This is a genomic window from Komagataeibacter saccharivorans (genome assembly GCF_004348195.1).
Lineage (GTDB): Bacteria > Pseudomonadota > Alphaproteobacteria > Acetobacterales > Acetobacteraceae > Komagataeibacter > Komagataeibacter saccharivorans.
Genome location: NZ_CP036404.1, coordinates 780808 through 796835, shown reverse-complemented (window position 1 = coordinate 796835; position 16028 = coordinate 780808). Strand labels below are relative to the sequence as shown.

At 63.1% G+C, this 16028-nt stretch carries 18 protein-coding genes; 3 read left to right on the top strand and 15 right to left on the bottom strand.

Annotation, left to right across the window (positions count from 1 at the left end):
- Positions 1 to 33 precede the first annotated feature (33 nt).
- Both KSAC_RS03450 and prmC read right to left on the bottom strand, forming a co-directional pair.
- On the bottom strand, positions 34 to 606 hold the full coding sequence (locus tag KSAC_RS03450) for a DUF4167 domain-containing protein (RefSeq protein WP_102323572.1): 573 nt from the start codon (positions 604 to 606) through the stop codon (positions 34 to 36).
- A gap of 265 nt (positions 607 to 871) precedes the next feature.
- Entirely contained in the window at positions 872 to 1735 is an 864-nt protein-coding gene (gene prmC, locus KSAC_RS03445) for a peptide chain release factor N(5)-glutamine methyltransferase (RefSeq protein ID WP_132306090.1), read from the bottom strand.
- Positions 1736 to 1765: 30 nt separating this feature from the next.
- On the opposite strand from prmC, the gene KSAC_RS03440 reads away from it, so the two are divergent.
- A complete protein-coding gene (locus KSAC_RS03440) occupies positions 1766 to 2233 on the top strand; it encodes a hypothetical protein (protein ID WP_102323574.1) in 468 nt (155 codons plus the stop codon).
- Positions 2234 to 2254: 21 nt separating this feature from the next.
- Here the strand turns inward: KSAC_RS03440 and prfA are convergent, their stop codons facing one another.
- The 6 genes from prfA to KSAC_RS03410 form a co-directional block, all read right to left on the bottom strand.
- A complete protein-coding gene (gene prfA / locus KSAC_RS03435; RefSeq protein ID WP_132304219.1) occupies positions 2255 to 3316 on the bottom strand; it encodes a peptide chain release factor 1 in 1062 nt (353 codons plus the stop codon).
- A 2-nt stretch (positions 3317 to 3318) separates the two neighbouring features.
- The gene (gene hisS, locus KSAC_RS03430) at positions 3319 to 4575 is read right to left on the bottom strand and encodes a histidine--tRNA ligase (RefSeq protein WP_102323576.1); all 1257 of its coding nucleotides are present in this window, start codon (positions 4573 to 4575) and stop codon (positions 3319 to 3321) included.
- Between the two features lie 79 nt (positions 4576 to 4654).
- Positions 4655 to 5815, bottom strand: coding sequence for a flavodoxin-dependent (E)-4-hydroxy-3-methylbut-2-enyl-diphosphate synthase (gene ispG, locus KSAC_RS03425; protein ID WP_102323577.1), 1161 nt, complete (start codon positions 5813 to 5815; stop codon positions 4655 to 4657).
- 132 nt (positions 5816 to 5947) lie between these two features.
- Positions 5948 to 7063 (bottom strand): helix-turn-helix domain-containing protein, encoded by a 1116-nt coding sequence (locus tag KSAC_RS03420; protein WP_132304217.1) that lies wholly within the window; start codon positions 7061 to 7063, stop codon positions 5948 to 5950.
- Positions 7060 to 8136, bottom strand: a complete 1077-nt coding sequence (locus tag KSAC_RS03415) for an NAD(P)H-dependent flavin oxidoreductase (protein ID WP_132306088.1) — start codon at positions 8134 to 8136, stop codon at positions 7060 to 7062. The genes KSAC_RS03420 and KSAC_RS03415 overlap by 4 nt, the downstream gene beginning before the upstream one ends.
- 11 nt (positions 8137 to 8147) lie before the next feature.
- Positions 8148 to 9401, bottom strand: a complete 1254-nt coding sequence (locus KSAC_RS03410; RefSeq protein WP_102323580.1) for an aspartate kinase — start codon at positions 9399 to 9401, stop codon at positions 8148 to 8150.
- A 154-nt stretch (positions 9402 to 9555) separates the two neighbouring features.
- Between KSAC_RS03410 and ubiG the strand changes: the two genes are divergently transcribed.
- Entirely contained in the window at positions 9556 to 10305 is a 750-nt protein-coding gene (ubiG, locus tag KSAC_RS03405; RefSeq protein WP_132306086.1) for a bifunctional 2-polyprenyl-6-hydroxyphenol methylase/3-demethylubiquinol 3-O-methyltransferase UbiG, read from the top strand.
- A 32-nt stretch (positions 10306 to 10337) separates the two neighbouring features.
- Here ubiG and KSAC_RS03400 read toward each other — a convergent pair whose 3' ends face one another.
- From KSAC_RS03400 to KSAC_RS03380, 5 genes are all read right to left on the bottom strand, one after another.
- Positions 10338 to 11570: a lactonase family protein gene (locus KSAC_RS03400; protein WP_102323581.1), complete on the bottom strand. Its 1233-nt coding sequence runs from the start codon at positions 11568 to 11570 to the stop codon at positions 10338 to 10340.
- A 46-nt stretch (positions 11571 to 11616) separates the two neighbouring features.
- The gene (locus KSAC_RS03395; RefSeq protein ID WP_102323582.1) at positions 11617 to 12141 is read right to left on the bottom strand and encodes a DUF2147 domain-containing protein; all 525 of its coding nucleotides are present in this window, start codon (positions 12139 to 12141) and stop codon (positions 11617 to 11619) included.
- A 69-nt stretch (positions 12142 to 12210) separates the two neighbouring features.
- Entirely contained in the window at positions 12211 to 12672 is a 462-nt protein-coding gene (locus tag KSAC_RS03390; RefSeq protein ID WP_102323583.1) for a DUF1178 family protein, read from the bottom strand.
- 18 nt (positions 12673 to 12690) lie between these two features.
- Positions 12691 to 12951: a glutaredoxin 3 gene (gene grxC / locus KSAC_RS03385; protein WP_102323584.1), complete on the bottom strand. Its 261-nt coding sequence runs from the start codon at positions 12949 to 12951 to the stop codon at positions 12691 to 12693.
- Between the two features lie 69 nt (positions 12952 to 13020).
- On the bottom strand, positions 13021 to 13851 hold the full coding sequence (locus KSAC_RS03380) for a ComF family protein (RefSeq protein ID WP_243705293.1): 831 nt from the start codon (positions 13849 to 13851) through the stop codon (positions 13021 to 13023).
- Between KSAC_RS03380 and KSAC_RS03375 the strand changes: the two genes are divergently transcribed.
- The gene (locus tag KSAC_RS03375) at positions 13844 to 14707 is read left to right on the top strand and encodes a methyltransferase domain-containing protein (RefSeq protein ID WP_132304215.1); all 864 of its coding nucleotides are present in this window, start codon (positions 13844 to 13846) and stop codon (positions 14705 to 14707) included. The two genes, KSAC_RS03380 and KSAC_RS03375, sit on opposite strands and share 8 nt — an antisense overlap.
- 15 nt (positions 14708 to 14722) lie before the next feature.
- On the opposite strand, the gene moaA is transcribed toward KSAC_RS03375, so the two are convergent.
- Positions 14723 to 15742 carry a GTP 3',8-cyclase MoaA gene (gene moaA, locus KSAC_RS03370; RefSeq protein WP_102324198.1) on the bottom strand — a complete coding sequence of 340 codons (1020 nt, stop codon included), beginning with the start codon at positions 15740 to 15742 and terminating at the stop codon, positions 14723 to 14725.
- 11 nt (positions 15743 to 15753) lie between these two features.
- On the bottom strand, positions 15754 to 15936 hold the full coding sequence (locus KSAC_RS03365; protein WP_102323587.1) for a DUF3553 domain-containing protein: 183 nt from the start codon (positions 15934 to 15936) through the stop codon (positions 15754 to 15756).
- Between the last annotated feature and the right edge of the window lie 92 nt (positions 15937 to 16028).

Sequence of the window (16028 nt, the reverse complement as noted above, 5' to 3'; positions counted from 1 at the left end):
TTCCCCGCCCGGTCAGGGGCGGGAAAACCCCGTTCAGGACGGGGAAGATTCCAGTTCTTCTTTCTTTTCCACCGGCGGCTTGGTGCGGCGGCGCGGCATGCGCGGTGCGCGGGGGGCTGGTGCGGCGGCAGCGGGCTGGGGTTCCGGCGTTTCGGTCACGCTGGGTTGCGGCGCGGTTTCTTCCGGCTCGGCGGTCTGTTGCGGCTGTGCCTGAATGGAAGGCTGTTCGGCCTCCTCTTCCGCCGGTGCGTCGACCGACTGGCGATTATCCATGGGACGCTGCTGACGCGCACCCATCCGCTCCTGACGTTCCTGCTGGCTCTGCTGGGCGGCCTGCGTCATGGCGTTGAGGATGCGGAAATAGTGTTCGGCATGCTGGAAATAGGCTTCCGCCATAACGCGGTCGCCTGTGCTGCTCGCATCCCGCCCAAGCTGCAGGTATTTTTCAAATAACTGCTGCGCCGTGCCGCGTACGCGCAGGTCAGGTCCGTTACTGTCGAATACATGGTTGCGGTTCAACGGGATCTGGCCATTGTTATGGCGTACGCTTCCGCCATTGCTGCCGCCCGAACGATGGTGACGGCCTCGCATGCGTTTCATGTTCATAAGCTGTCGCAGCACTTTCCTGTTGCCGGTCGCCGGCGCTGCCCTGGACCGTGGGGCGGTCTGCCCGTCCCGTCTGTTGCCATATTGCTGTCCAGTGCATCACCGGACACGAATCCCCGAACCACGGCGGAACCATCATGGTTCATGTTGCCAGTTTTTCTGTTTTGCAATCGGGATCGATCGCGCGGGAGCGGAATGGCAAATGATCTGCGTTCCGTGTTCCCTGCACGTTGTTAATATAACCCGCGCCTTTCTTTCTGCCAAATTATTTTTTCACGATCAGTGCACGGCCAATACCGCCCAGATCGGGGCGTATTTCCAGCACCGCCAGCCCTGCCGCGCGCATAAGGTCCGGCACGCTGGCATCCTGTCCTATGCCCAGTTCCATTACAGCGATCCCCCCTGTCGCCAGCAGGCCGGGCAGCACTGTGGCCAGAGCCCGGTAGGCCACCAGCCCGTCAGCGCCGCCATCCAGTGCGCGGGCGGGTTCATACTTTACGACATCAGGCATGAGACCAGCCAGATCATCACGGGGAATGTAAGGCGGATTGCTCAGTATCAGGTCGAACGGGCCGACCAGCGCATTCGCCCAGTTGCAGCATAGGGCGGCACAACGGGTATCGAGACCGTTGCGCACGGCGTTATCCGCTGCCAGCCGCGCCGCCTGTGGGGCAAGGTCGGTTCCGATACCGTAAGCGTCAGGATATTCCGCCAGAACAGACAGCAGCAGGCAGCCGGTGCCGGTGCCGATATCGAGTACGCGCAGGCCAGCACTCCGGTCCGGCAGGTGGTCCAGCGTCGCTTCGATCAGTGTTTCCGTATCCGCGCGCGGGATCAGCGTATGGGGGGAGACCATAAGATCCAGCGACCAGAAACCGGTATGGCCTGTAATATAGGCCATCGGTTCATGGTTCACACGACGCTGGAGGTTGCGCAGGAACAGGGTATGGGCCGCGTCAGATAGCGCATCGATACGCAGCAGCCCCGCCAGATCGGTATTCGCTGCGTGGGCGGCAAGCAGGCGCGCTTCGCGCTGCGGGGCCTCAATTCCGGCATGACGAAGCCGGGTTGTCGCATCATACAGCAACTGGCGTAAATTTGTGGGCGCGGGTGTTATGGCATCTTTCATCACGACCGCTTTCCATCATATTTTGGACTCATGCAAACGTCCGTCCTTTTATCCCGCCTCGCGCGGAGCGTAATCGCCACCGTGCTGTGCACGGCCCTCGTTACCCCTGCTTTCGCCGGGTCGTTCGAGGTGGAGGACGGGTGCAGTTCGGAAGAAGTGTCGGAAGTGTCGCGCCTGTATGTGGATGAACATCTGGTCGCAACCTTTACCCTCGATCATGACCATACCAGCCAGACCGCGCATATCGAGACTGCGATGGGACGTACGAACCACAGCTACGCCCTGTGTGGGGAAATCACCATCCGCCGTCATGGCGGCACCGGCGTCGAGATCCATCAGGTCAGTGGTGAAGGCGTGCTGCATGATCCGGATGGCCATCATCTTGTCGCGCTGGGGGCACGCAATTTCACCGAATTCTACCTTGCCGATCCTGACGACCCGGAGGTGGTGGAGCGTCATCCCGGTCACAGTTCGCTCTGCACCCCGCCCACATCGTAGGCGCGGGTTCCTCCACCGGGCTTAACCTTCGTCCGCGGCAAGCAGGGCGGCCTGTTCTTCCTGTGTCAGCGCGTCCACAAACTCATCCAGATCCCCGGCCATCACACGGTCGATCTTGTACAGTGTCAGACCGATGCGGTGGTCGGTCACGCGACCCTGCGGGAAATTATAGGTGCGTATGCGTTCGGAACGGTCGCCTGTGCCGACCTGCGCGCGGCGGTCGGCGGCGCGGCTTTCATGGGCGGCGGCCCGGCTGCGTTCATACAGGCGGGCGCGCAGGATCTTCATCGCCTTGGCGCGGTTCTTGTGCTGGCTTTTTTCCTCCTGCATCGTCACCACGATATTGGTGGGCAGGTGGGTAATGCGCACGGCGCTTTCGGTCTTGTTGACATGCTGGCCGCCCGCGCCGGATGCGCGGTAGACATCAATGCGCAGGTCGCCTTCATTGACCTGCACGTCCACTTCTTCCGCTTCGGGCAGGACGGCGACGGTCACGGTGGAGGTATGGATGCGTCCCTGGCTTTCGGTAGCCGGGACGCGCTGCACACGGTGCACGCCCGATTCGTATTTCAGCCGCGCAAACACCCCGCGCCCGGTGATGCTGGCAATCCCTTCGCGCAGGCCGCCCAGTTCCGACTGGTCGTATTCCAGTATCTCAAACCGCCATCCCCGCTGGTCGGCATAGCGCTGGTACGCGCCAAACAGTTCGGCGGCGAACAGTCCGGCTTCATCGCCGCCCGCGGCAGGACGGATTTCAAGAATGGCGCTGCGTTCATCCGCTTCGTCACGCGGAAGCATGGCCAGACGGATGGCGTGGCGCAGGTCGGGGATCTGCGCGCGCAGCCCATCCAGTTCCGCCTGCGCCAGTTCGCGCATTTCCGGGTCTTCCAGCATCTGGCTGGCGTCCTGTTCCGCCTGTTCCGCGGCCCGTAGCGCGCTGACGCGCGCCACTACGGGTTCCAGTTCGGCATATTCACGCGATGCCTGACTGAAATCGTTACCGGACAGCCCTTCAGCCAGCATGGCCTGCAATTCCTCGCTGCGGGCAACGATACGGTCCAGACGGTCGTCAAACTGTGCCACGGTTAGGCCTTTCCGGGTGTTCCGGGCAGAAGGAAGGCCGCCACGCCATCCATGGGCACCTCGGTCTGCTGTCCGCTATCCAGATCCTTGGCCTGTACCACGCCGCGCGCGATCTCATCGCCGCCAATCAGGATGGCATGGGTGGCCTTCATGCGGTTGGCCCGTTCAAGCCTGCGCTTCATGTTGCCGCGGTATGATGTTTCCGCCCGGATGCCGGCAGCCCGCAGGCCCTGCAATACCGTGATCGCCGCCCCCTGCGCGTCCGCTCCCATCGGGATGATGGCGACCGGACGCGGTTCGGCAGGTGTGCTGTCAAGCAGCATCGACAGTCGTTCGATGCCGCCAGCCCAGCCAATGGCGGGTGTTTTCGGCCCACCCATTTCCGCGACCAGACCGTCATACCGCCCACCGGCCAGCACCGTACCCTGTGCGCCAAGGCGGGTGGTGACGAATTCGAACGCGGTATGCCCGTAATAGTCCAGCCCCCGGACGATGCCGGGATTTTCCCTGAAGCGCACGCCCATAAGATCAAGCGTGCGGCGCAGGTCATCCCAGAATTCCCGCGCTTCAGGTGTCAGGAACTGTGCAATGGTGGGGGCATCGGCAACCAGCCTGCGGTCGTTTTCATCCTTGCTGTCAAGGATACGCAGCGGATTGCGTTCAAGCCGCGCCTGACTGTCGGCGGAGAGATCGGCGCGGTGGGCGCTGAAATGCGCGATCAGGGCCGTGCGCCACGCATCACGACTGGCGGTATCGCCCAGCGTATTGAGTTCGAGCACGGTCTCGTTCTCGATACCCAGCGCGCGCAGCACGTCGCGCCCCATGGCGATCACTTCGGCATCCGCCAGCGGTTCGGCGGCCCCGAGCAGTTCGGCGCCAATCTGGTGAAACTGGCGGTAACGTCCCTTCTGCGGGCGTTCGTAGCGGAACATGGGCCCAGCGTAGAACACCTTTTGCGGCAGGGACTGCGTCAGCCCGTTGGTGACGAGTGCGCGGCAGATGGCGGCGGTGCCTTCGGGGCGCAGGGTCAGCGATTCGCCGCCCCGGTCCTCGAACGTGTACATCTCCTTGGAAACGACGTCGGATGTATCGCCCAATGAGCGGGAAAAGACCCGTGTGTCCTCGAAAATGGGAGTCGCCCATTCATCAAACCCGTAAAGACTGACGATGCGACGCGCGGTCTCCACAACATGGGTAAAGCGCCTGTGGTCCTCACCAATCAGGTCATGGGTGCCACGGACGGGCTGTATGCTGCTCACTAGGCGAAATCCTGCGTTCTGTAACCGGCCCGTATTAAGGGCCGGTGTGTGGCGCACCGTAACGGTGCGCCACGGGTCATCATTCCACGGGGGACATGGCGGCTTCGCGTGCCATTTCCTCAGCCGGGGTGTTGGCGGCGTCAGCCGCTTCAAGGGCAGCGACCTTCTTTTCCACCAGATCGACGATATGTTCGATCATGTCGCCCGCAGGCATGGTGTGGTCCTGCTTGCCTGCCGAATAGACCATGTGGCGACCGGAGCCACCGCCGGTAACGCCGATATCGGTCATCAGCGCCTCACCGGGGCCATTGACCACACAGCCGATGATCGACAGCGTCATGGGCGTCTTGATGTGCGCCAGACGGTCTTCCAGCGTCTGCACGGTCTGGATCACGTTGAAGCCCTGACGCGCGCAGGACGGGCAGGAAATGATCTTCACGCCACGGTGGCGCAGGCCCAGTGACTTGAGGATATCCCAGCCGACCAGCACTTCTTCTTCCGGCTCGGCCGAGAGCGAGACGCGCATGGTGTCGCCCACACCCGCCCACAGAAGGTTGCCCAGCCCGATGGAGGACTTGACGGTGCCCGCGCGCTTGCTGCCCGCTTCGGTAATGCCGATATGCAGCGGGTGATCGCATACATCGGCCAGTTGCTGGTAGGCCGCGACCGCCATGAACACGTCCGACGCCTTCACGCTGATCTTGAATTCATGGAAATCATGATCTTCAAGGATCTTGGCGTGTTCCAGCGCGCTTTCCACCAGTGCTTCGGGGTTAGGCTCGCCATATTTTTCAAGCAGGTGCTTTTCCAGCGAACCGGCGTTGACGCCGATGCGGATGGAGCAGTTATGGTCCTTGGCGGCGTTCACCACCTCACGCACGCGCTCGGCGCTGCCGATATTGCCCGGGTTGATACGCAGGCACGCTGCCCCGGCCTTCGCCGCTTCGATGGCGCGTTTGTAGTGGAAGTGGATGTCCGCGACGATGGGAACATTCACCTCGCGCACGATTTCGGCCAGCGCCTTCGTGCTTTCCTCATCGGGGCAGGACACGCGCACGATATCCACACCAGCCAGTTCGGCCCGGCGGATCTGGGCGATCGTGGCCTGTGCATCGGTGGTCAGTGTATTGGTCATCGTCTGGACCGAAACGGGGGCATCCCCCCCCACCGGCACATTGCCGACGTGGATCTGCCGCGACTTGCGGCGTTCGATGTGCTGATAAGGACGATAGCTGCTCATTATGTGCCCTCCAGATAAGGCGGCGGTTTGTATTCCGGCCCGCTATGGCGGGGCGCGGCATAGCCCGGGGATCTTTTACATGCCGTTTTTCGACATGGCGACCGGGAGGGGACCATGCCGTAGAAGACCATTCTACTCCGGATCAACGTGAGACGGGAGAGGCGATGACTGATAATTGCCACTCCCCGTTACCGTTGTACCAGCCGGTGTGGTACCTGTGGCGGGTTGCGCGGCAGGCACAGGCTGTGAAACCAGAACCGATCCATCGGCAACTGCCGCGGGATTCAGCGGTATATTGCGCCTGACCTCACCATTGCGCCCCAGCGGCTGCGTTGTAACACCACCGGCGGAAAGTGTCAGCCCTCCCGCATTGCCGACCGTCAGTTCCAGCCCGCTCTGGCCCTGGGGGCTCTGCCATGTTTCACCGGGCTGGAGCACATGGTCGTACAGCACAGGCCCACCCGGCTTGCGCACCTGCACCCATGTCGCGGCGGAAGCGTTCAATGTCACACTGTCTGTCACGGCGGGTGGCGGCGGTGCCTGCGGGGTGGTGGCCTGCTGCGCCAGTGCGTTGCGGTCCTCCCCCATTTTTTCCAGCGGTACGGGAGGTGTGGCCGCCGGTGCGGGCGGTGGGGCGGCAGGCGTGCCGGTCAGGGCTTCGCGTTCCTGCGGCGCAAGGGGCTGCGGCGGCGGAACCGGCTGTTCATCCGCCGGTGGCAGGACGGACGCCACCTGCGGCGACGCGGTGGTGGCCGATGACAGTCCGGGCAGTGTCAGCTTGGCCCGGATATCATGGTCGATACCCTGCGAACCGGTGAAATGGTACCACCCGACATAGGCCCCGACCAGAATGACGATACCGCATAACAGCAGGACACCCGTGGGAAGGCCCCGATCCGGCAGCGGGACGGGAAAGGACAGTTCGGCGCGACGGGTGAAAGCGCCACGGCTTTCAGTCTTGAAGCGCTGGACAAGCTGTTCGGTATTCTTCAGGTCCAGCGCATTGGCATAGGTGCGCAGGAAACCAACGGCATAGGCGCTGCCCGGCAGTTCCCCCGGACGCCCCGCCTCAAGTGCCTCCAGATAAGACAGGCGGATGCGCAGCCATGCCGCGACATCAGGCAGGGTCCAGCCCAGTTCCTCGCGTCGCGCGCGCAGCGTCTCACCCACGGATGCCGTTGGTGCGGCACCCGGCGGTGGGGCGGGCGTTGCAGGGTTGGAGCGGGAAACGCGCTTGCCGTCGCTCATCCGTGGCGTGCCCTCTCCTCCTGCCGGATCAGGGCGTCAATGGCCTGATCGACCAGTTCGTTGATGATTTCACTGACCGGCTGCTCGCTCGTGATCATGCCAACCGACTGCCCCGCCATGACGGAACCGTTTTCGACATCGCCTTCGATCACGGCCCGGCGCAGGGAACCGGCCCAGAAATGCTCGATATCAAGCTGGGCGGCTTCCTTGGTCAGTTCCCCGGCCTGAAAGCGTCGCAGGGTCTCGGCCTGGTGCTCAAGGAAGCGGCGCGTGCCTGCATTGCTCAGCCCGCGCACCGGAATGACCGGAAAGCGTTCGTCAAGCTGGACGGATGTTACGGCGTCACGTGCATTGGCGCGGAGGAAGGCTTTCTTGAACCGCTCGTGGGCGATGCTTTCGCGCGATGCGGCGAAACGCGTGCCAAGCTGTGCGCCAGACGCGCCCAGTTCCAGATAGGACAGGATCGCATCCCCCCGCCCCAGCCCACCTGCGACAAATACCGGCACGTCGTGGATATGGGGCAGGATTTCCTGCGCCAGAACCGTAAGCGATACGGGGCCGACATGGCCGCCAGCTTCCGATCCCTCGATCACCAGTGCGTCAATGCCAAGGCGGATCAGACGTTTGGCCAGCACCAGCGCCGGGGCAAAACCGATGGCTTTCGCCCCGCCTTCCTTGATCGCGCGGATGACCGGGCCGGACGGGATGCCCCCGGCCAGCACCACATGGCTCACACCGGCATCAAGACATACGCGGACAAGATCATCCAGCCGGGGGTGCATGGTGATGAGGTTGACGCCGAAGGGGCGGCTGGTCAGCGCCTGCGTTGCCGCGATTTCCTCGGCCAGACGTTCGGGTTCCATCGCGCCGCAGGCCAGCACGCCAAAGCCACCGGCGTTGGAAATGGCCGAGACAAGGTTGCGCTCGCTGACCCAGGACATGGCCCCGGCCAGTAGCGCGTATTCGCTGCCCAGAAAGCGTGTGCCCCGTGCGCACAGGTGATCGAGCCGACTGCGGGCTTCAGCCCGGCGGGCGGGATCGCTCGTGGGATCGGCTGCGTGGGGGGCTGTCATTTCCGGTGCGCTCACGCCGCGTCCAGACCGTAGGCGGTGTGCAGGGCGCGCACCGCGAGTTCGGTATATTCGGACGCAATCAGCACGGAAACCTTGATTTCGCTGGTCGAGATGACCTGAACGTTGATGTTGCGTTCGGCCAGTGTGCGGAACATCGTGCTGGCGACACCGGCATGCGAGCGCATGCCAACACCCACCACGCTGATCTTCACCACATCGTCGTCGGTCTGCAGTTCGCCGTACTGGATGGTGTCACGATGGCTTTCAAGCGACGCGATGGCGCGTGCGAGGTCGGTCTTGCTGACGGTGAAGGTCATGTTGGTGGTGCCGTCGTCGCCCGTGCTCTGGACAATCATGTCCACGTTCACGTTGCTGTCCGCCAGCGGGCCGAACACCGCCGCGGCAATGCCCGGACGGTCGGGAACCCGACGTACGGAAAGCTTCGCCTCATCACGGGAGTAGGCAATTCCGGCGACCTGTTCCTGTTCCACGATTTCGTCCTCATCCACGACTAATGAACCGGGCAGATGCCCTTCCGTTGGTGCCGGACCATCGGTGAAGCTGGACAGCACCTGCACACGCACGCGCTCCTTCATGGCCAGTTCCACACTGCGGGTCTGCAGCACCTTCGCCCCTACGGAAGCGAGTTCGAGCATCTCTTCGTAGGTAATTCTTGGCAGCTTCCGTGCCTTGGTAACAATACGGGGGTCGGTTGTATAGATTCCGTCCACATCCGTGTAGATATCGCAGCGATCCGCCTTCAGTGCCGCCGCCAGCGCCACGGCCGACGTATCAGAACCGCCACGGCCCAGAGTCGTGATCCGCTGGTCCGGTCCGATGCCCTGGAAACCGGCCACGACCGGAACCTGACCTGCGCGCATGCTGTCGATCAGTGCCGTGCCGTCAATGGATACGATGCGGGCCTTGGCGTGCGCGTCATCCGTGCGCAGCGGGATCTGCCAGCCCAGCCATGAACGGGCATTGATGCCCAGATTCTGCAGCGCAATGGCCAGAAGGCCGCTTGTCACCTGTTCTCCCGTTGCGACAACGCTGTCGTATTCGCGTTCGTCATGGGTGGGGGAAAGATCGCGGCAGTAGCCCACAAGGCGGTTGGTCACGCCTGACATGGCGGAAACGACAACAGCGACCTCGCATCCCGCCTCCACCTGTTTCCGGACTTTTTCCGCCACGGCACGAATCCGGTCCAGATCAGCAACGGACGTGCCGCCGAATTTCATCACGATCCGCGGTACGGTAGGGGACATCGGGATAACGGCTCCATCATTCAGGCATCAGCTTATCCGGATTGCGGCCCTGCCGGGCCATCCGGGGCATTGCGGTTATGCGCAAGCCGCGTCACATACAACCCCCCAGCTTCCGCGTCCAGCGGGAGAAAGCCAAATGAAAGGCGGTGCAACCATGCAGCATCACGATTCGACCGTTCTGTCGGCAGATTCGGTCGCCCCGGACGAGATCGCCCATTTCAGCGATCTGGCCGCCCGGTGGTGGGACCCGTCTGGCCCGATGCGCCCCCTGCACGCCATGAACGACCTGCGCATCCAGTGGAGCCTGCGCCATCTGGTAGCACCCGAAGATGCGCAGGGCGCCCGACGCACCCTGCTGGATATCGGCTGCGGCGCCGGACTGGCCAGCGAGGCATTCGCGCGGGCCGGATTTGATGTGACCGGCATTGATGCCGCACAGGCGGCGATAACGGCAGGCAGGCTACACCTGCGCCAGCATCCCCTGCCCGCTTCCGCCGGTCCGCTGGCCTACCGCTGTGGCAGCGCGGAAGAACTGGTGGCGGAAAATGTCCGTTATGACGCCATTTCCGCGCTGGAGGTGATCGAGCACGTAACCGATCCTGCCGCCTTCCTGCGCATGCTTGGCGGCCTTCTGCGTCCCGGTGGGGTCATGGTGGTTTCGACCATGAACCGGACATGGCGTTCCCTCGCCATGGCCAAGATCGGGGCGGAATACGTGCTGCGACTGCTGCCCGTGGGTACGCATGACTGGCGCAAGTTCATAACGCCTGCCGAACTGGGCCAGTATGCAGCGGCCGCGGGCCTGCGTGTGACCGATGTTGCAGGCATGGTACCGGGCCTTGGTGGCTGGCGGGAAAGCCGCGACATGGCGGTGAACTACATCGCGGCCCTTGTGCGCGACTGAACGGCGCGCACAAGGGTATTATTGGCCCGGCTTCAGATCGTGTTCATGAACGCGAATGTGGTCGGGCTGCCTACGGGCGTGAAGTTCCACGTGAAGTCCAGTACCCCGGTCTGGGCATTCACCTTGAACGACGTGACCGAATCGCTGCGCTGGTTGGCGCAGAACAGGAAATTGCCGCTGGGATCGAACATCATCGAACGCCCGTAGTCGGCATGCATCCAGATCTCATCCACAAGGTTGAGCGTGCCGTCGTCATTGACGTGGAAACTGGCCAGCGAATCACCAAGCCGGTTCGAGACGTACAGGTAACGCCCCTGCGGCGAAAGCAGGATGCCTGCTGCCAGAGTGCTGCCACGGAAATGCGGGGTTACGGTGCTGACGGTCTGCTGGGGGACTATTTCGCCGGTCTGGGGATTGAAGGTGGCGGCCACCACTTTTGAATCCTGTTCGCCCAGAATGTAGATCATCGTGCCTTTTTCATTGAAGGCGAAATGGCGCGGGGCGGACCCCGGCGTCATGGCGATGAACGGCGTCTTGGCAGGGACAAGCCGACCGGCATGGGTGTCCAGTGTCCAGACATATACCCGGTCCAGACCGGCATCGCACGCCAGCACGAAACGGCCCGACGGGTCGGACGCCACCATATGCACATGGGCCGAGGAATGGTCGCTTATGGCAAAATTGCCCGGCGGGTTGTCGCTGGCCCGGTCGGGCATGCGCGGGCCGGTATTGTGCACCACGTCCGTCGGGTCGCCCAGACTGCCATCGGGATGGATCGGCAGGATTCCCACCGTGCCACCCATGTAGTTGGCCACCATCACATATTTGCCCGAGGCATGGATGCTGAGATGTGCGGGCACGGCACCGCCTGAACGCACCACGTTGAGCTTGGTCAGTTCACCGCTGGAGCGGTTGACGGAAAAGGCGGTGACGCACCCTTCCTGATTCGCATTGAAATCATTGATTTCGCTGAGCGCGTACAGATGGCGGTTATCGGCGGACAGCACCAGAAAGGATGGGCTGGCAATATCCACATAGGTCATGAGCGGCGAAAGGCTGCTGGTATCGGGGTTCATTTCAAATACGGAAATGCCCTGCCCGTTGCCTGCGCCCCCCGGCGGACCGTGCTGGGTATAGCCGCCGATATAACAGATGATCCGGGGTTTGGCCGGGGCATCGGCCATGGCGCGCCGGGACAGGGCGGGCGCGCCCGCGGCGGCGACCAGCGTGGAGGCGAAGGCGCGGCGGGAAATGTTGCAGCTCATGGAAAAAAGGCGATCCCAATCAGTTGGAAATGGTTTTGCCCCCGGTCTAGGGCAGCTTGCAGGCAGGGCCAATGGTACCGGTATAGCGGCTCCATGTTTCGGTTTCACCAAATAACGGCACCGCCACGAAGCCGCGCAGCTTCAGGTCACCTGACTGTGAAACCCACAGCTTGGCATGGTAGACATGTCCCGTATCGGGATCGGTTACATGGCCGTTCCAGTGTCCCTGCTCGTCCCGATCCGGTGTAAACCCGTCCAGCATCGGCAGGTTGCATTCAGGCTGCCCGCGTTTGTCACGGGGCATTTCGGTCGTATAGCGCAGGCCGACCAGCCGCCCGCACAGTTTCTGCCCGCAATGGCCGATTTCAAACACGCCATCGTGGTCCCGGGTCATCCAGTGGCCCACCACGTCCGGCTCGGCGGCCGGACTGTCAGCGCGGGCGGCGGGTGCGCCCTGCATGGTCACTGCAATCGCCATGGCGGATAGCGTGGTCGCGGCGGTGGCGGCCAGACGGTGCACAATGCCCGTCATGCTGCTGCGTGCGCCATTGTCCTTGTTAGTGTCGTGCATTTCAAATCGCTCCCCGACATGGCATGCCAACGGGCGGCCTGTGGTGCCGTCCGTGCCTGCGTGTTCCCTTTAGCTATCGGCCCGGCGGACCCACGGAATCAATTGAACGTCCACGCCTTCCTCATCCAGTTCGGCGCGTTCGTGTGCTGTCATGTTGCCATAAATGCTCCGGGCTTCGCTTTCGCCCCGATGCATGCTCAGGGCTTCCTCGGCAAAGCGGTCGCCCACGTCTTCGCAATGTTCCTCAATCGTCTCACGCATTTTCTGTAACAGAGCGATCATGGCGTCGGGCACTCCCGCAGACGCATGGCCGGGTGGCGTGGCGGGCGGTGCGGCTTCCTGTTCCACCGGCGCGGGCATGCCGCCGCCCGTGTGGACAGCCGGGGCCATGAGCGCACGTTCCACCTGTGTCACGCCGCATTGCGGGCAGGACAGCAGCCCGCTTTCGGCCTGACGCTCGAATGCGCTGCTGCCGGGAAACCACCCTTCGAATTCGTGTCCCGCGCTACAGCGTAGCTGATACCGGATCATACCCTCTCCGCGTGGATGTCAGTCCGTGGCCAGCACGGCGTCGAGTTTGCCTGCCCGTTCCAGCGCCATCAGGTCATCACAGCCGCCAATGGGAGCATTGTCGACAAAGATCTGGGGCACGGTGGTACGGCCACCTGAACGCCGGATGGAATCTGCCCGTTCCGGCGTGCCATGCGGGGCGTTGATTTCATTGAAGGACACGCCCTTCTGCGTCAGCAGGCGGACGGCGCGGATGCAATAGGGGCAGCCGGGCTGGGTGTAGATGTCGATAGCAGGCATTGAACCTTCACTTGGCTGTTGGTCTGTCCACCGGGACGATCTGCGGCAGACTGTTGAAACCAGCTTATCCTATTGTTGTTCATGCTGGCCACAGGCACGCGCGGCGGCGATGACATCCACCCGTCCGGCGCCCGCGGCCAGCAGGCTGCTGGCGCAGGCGGCAAGCGTGGCCCCCGTGGTCATCACGTCGTCCACCACGATGATGTGGCGCCCCGTGATGGCCTCCCGTCGGGTGGGGCGCACGCTGATGGCCCCCTGCATCAGCCTCTGGCGCTGGATGCGCCCCTGTCCACCCAGCGGGCGGGTTGCGCGCGTGCGGATCAGGCCGTCCACCAGCGTCTGCGCACCGGTCATGCGGCCCAGCGCACGCGCCAGCAGCGCGGCCTGATTATACCGGCGCGTAAACAGCCGCCGCCGATGTAGCGGAACGGGCACGAGCATACTGTCCGCATAGATCAGATCCGCAGCCGCTGTCGTCATGTAACGTGCCAGCAGTTGTGCGTTTTCCGTCCGGTCAGCATATTTTAGGGGCAGAATCAGTCGCCGTGGCATGTCATCATAAACCATGGCTGCTCTGCCCGCCTGCCACGGTGGCGGGTTTTCTTCACATGATGCGCAGGTCATGGCAGGGCCGCCTGCCGCGCGGGATGTGAATGGCAGCGCGCAACGGACGCAGTATGGCGCGGTTATCAGGTGCAGTTGTGCCACGCAGGCCCCGCAGAGATGGCCCGCCTGCATGACCGTGACACCGCAGCCCAGACAGTGCGGCGGGAACAGGATATCCAGCACCTGCGTTCCGGCCCTTCGCCACCAGTGCGGGGATTTGGGTTGCGTCACGTCTTCACGCGATCGTGGGGTTGGCAGGCCGGATGCGCAGGGGCACATCGGGGGGATGAGCATGGATGTGCCACAGATATTTGACCGTCGTATCGTGCGCCTGCACCGGGACCGTGCGGCGGATCAGGTCGATCATGTCCGGCCCGTGCTGGAGGAAGCGGCCGGGCGCCTTCTGGACCGGCTGGATGATGTCACCCGCTCCTTCGGCACGGCGCTGGATATTGGTGGACGGGGTGTTATGGCCCCCCTGCTGCGTGGGCGGGGTATCGCCACGGTTGCGGGAGACCTGTCGCCGCGCATGTGCGCGCGCGATGGCGGTCCTGCGGTGTGCATGGATGACGAGTGGCTGCCCTTTGCTCCTGCCAGTTTTGATCTGGTGGTGGCCTGCCTGTCGCTGCACTGGGTCAATGACCTGCCGGGACTGCTGGCACAGGTCCGTAATATACTGGTGCCCGATGGGCTGTTTCTGGCCTGCATGCCCGTCCTGCCTACGCTGGCCGGGCTGCGCCATGCGTTGATGGAAGCCGAAACCGCGTATCAGGGTGGGGTTTCGCCACGGGTAGCACCCTTCCCCGGGCTGCGGGACTGTGCCGGACTGTTGCAACGCGCGGGATTTGCCCTGCCGGTGGCGGATCTGGATGTGATCCATCTGTCTTACCAGACCCCGGTGGGTCTGATCACGGATCTGAGGCACGCTGGCGAGACAAATGCCCTGTGCCAGCGCACGCGCAAGGTCACGCCTGCTGCCCTGCTGGCCGATGCGCTGGGGCGTCTGCCCCGTGACGATGACGGAAGTATCGCGCAGGACCTGCATATTGCGGTCATGACGGGCTGGGCCCCTGCTCCCACGCAGCCGCAACCCCTGCGGCCGGGACAGTTCACGACCCCTCTGGAAGATGCCCTGCGCGACAGCCCCTAGCATGACAGACCGCTTTCAGCCGCCCGTCACACTCATGTGGCGTGTGACGCGCGCCGGGTCATCCGCGCTACGCCCGATCAGGAAATCATGGCCGCGCGGCTTGCGCAGGATGGCGGCACGGACGTGGTCCATCATTGCCGAATCATCCGCCCCCTCGCGTAGGGGCGCACGCAGGTCGGTCGATCCTTCATGGCCCAGGCAGGTATACAGCCTGCCGGTGCAGGACAGCCTGACCCGGTTGCAGCTTTCACAGAAATTATGGGTCATGGGTGTTATGAAGCCGATCCTGCGCCCGGTCTCGGCAATGCGGGCATAGCGGGCGGGGCCGCCGGTGCGGAAGCCGACCGGCTCCAGCGTCCATCGTTGGGCCAGATCGCGCCTGACATCCAGCAGGGGCAGATAACGGTCGGTCCGGTCGTCCCCGGTCTCACCCATTGGCATGGTTTCGATCAGGCACAGATCGGCCCCGATTTCACCACACCATGCGATCAGCGTATCGAATTCATCTTCGTTCAGTCCCGCCATCGCAACCGTATTGATGCGTATGGCAAGGCCCGCTTCACGCGCGGCCCGGATACCTTCGAGCGTGCGTGTCAGGTTGCCCCGTCGTGTTATGCGGGCGAAGCGCCCGGGATCAAGGGAATCGAGGCTGACATTGATACGACGGACCCCACAGGCCCGAAGTTCGTCAGCATAGTCTGCAAGTCGGCTTGCATTGGTCGTAAGCGTCAGTTCGTCCAGTCCCGCCTGCCCATCAGGACGGTTCAGCCATCCCCCCATGGCGCGGAAAAAGGACATCACATCCCGTCGGACCAGCGGCTCGCCCCCCGTTATCCGCAGCCTGCGTACGCCATGGCGGATAAATGCGCCGCACAGGCGTTCCAGTTCCGTAAAGGACAGGATTTCAGCTTTGGGCAGGAAGGTCATGTCTTCCGCCATGCAGTATATGCAGCGCATATCGCACCGGTCGGTAACCGATACGCGCAGATAGGTCAGCAGACGGCCATAGGCATCCGGCATCGGCGCCATGTTCATGCTGCCATCCATTATGACAGGACATTCAGTTGTACGACGGTGGCATCGACGGCCACCTTGCCAGCATGCGGGAACATGACCGTAACCCGCTTGCCAATGGCGGACTGGACCTGGCCTTCACCCCATTCCGGGTGGTCGGGATGGCTGACCAGTTGCCCCGGCACAAGAAATGATCGGAAAGGAATAGTCGCCATTATGCTCAATAGTCCTGCATGGGGTCCTTGCGGGCATATCGGACCGGTTGGGAGCTTATTAAACCCCCTTCGCAGGCATTCAACAAAAAAAC

Coding starts and splice junctions, on each gene's coding strand:
- ubiG (WP_132306086.1), top strand. CDS start 9,556: ATGCAGCATCACGATTCGACCGTTCTGTCGGCAGATTCGGTCGCCCCG.
- ispG (WP_102323577.1), bottom strand. CDS start 5,815: ATGAGCAGCTATCGTCCTTATCAGCACATCGAACGCCGCAAGTCGCGG.
- prmC (WP_132306090.1), bottom strand. CDS start 1,735: ATGAAAGATGCCATAACACCCGCGCCCACAAATTTACGCCAGTTGCTG.
- KSAC_RS03440 (WP_102323574.1), top strand. CDS start 1,766: ATGCAAACGTCCGTCCTTTTATCCCGCCTCGCGCGGAGCGTAATCGCC.
- KSAC_RS03450 (WP_102323572.1), bottom strand. CDS start 606: ATGAACATGAAACGCATGCGAGGCCGTCACCATCGTTCGGGCGGCAGC.
- KSAC_RS03415 (WP_132306088.1), bottom strand. CDS start 8,136: ATGACAGCCCCCCACGCAGCCGATCCCACGAGCGATCCCGCCCGCCGG.
- KSAC_RS03420 (WP_132304217.1), bottom strand. CDS start 7,063: ATGAGCGACGGCAAGCGCGTTTCCCGCTCCAACCCTGCAACGCCCGCC.
- grxC (WP_102323584.1), bottom strand. CDS start 12,951: ATGCCTGCTATCGACATCTACACCCAGCCCGGCTGCCCCTATTGCATC.
- KSAC_RS03395 (WP_102323582.1), bottom strand. CDS start 12,141: ATGCACGACACTAACAAGGACAATGGCGCACGCAGCAGCATGACGGGC.
- KSAC_RS03390 (WP_102323583.1), bottom strand. CDS start 12,672: ATGATCCGGTATCAGCTACGCTGTAGCGCGGGACACGAATTCGAAGGG.
- KSAC_RS03375 (WP_132304215.1), top strand. CDS start 13,844: ATGAGCATGGATGTGCCACAGATATTTGACCGTCGTATCGTGCGCCTG.
- KSAC_RS03410 (WP_102323580.1), bottom strand. CDS start 9,401: ATGTCCCCTACCGTACCGCGGATCGTGATGAAATTCGGCGGCACGTCC.
- KSAC_RS03380 (WP_243705293.1), bottom strand. CDS start 13,851: ATGCTCATCCCCCCGATGTGCCCCTGCGCATCCGGCCTGCCAACCCCA.
- KSAC_RS03365 (WP_102323587.1), bottom strand. CDS start 15,936: ATGGCGACTATTCCTTTCCGATCATTTCTTGTGCCGGGGCAACTGGTC.
- moaA (WP_102324198.1), bottom strand. CDS start 15,742: ATGAACATGGCGCCGATGCCGGATGCCTATGGCCGTCTGCTGACCTAT.
- KSAC_RS03400 (WP_102323581.1), bottom strand. CDS start 11,570: ATGAGCTGCAACATTTCCCGCCGCGCCTTCGCCTCCACGCTGGTCGCC.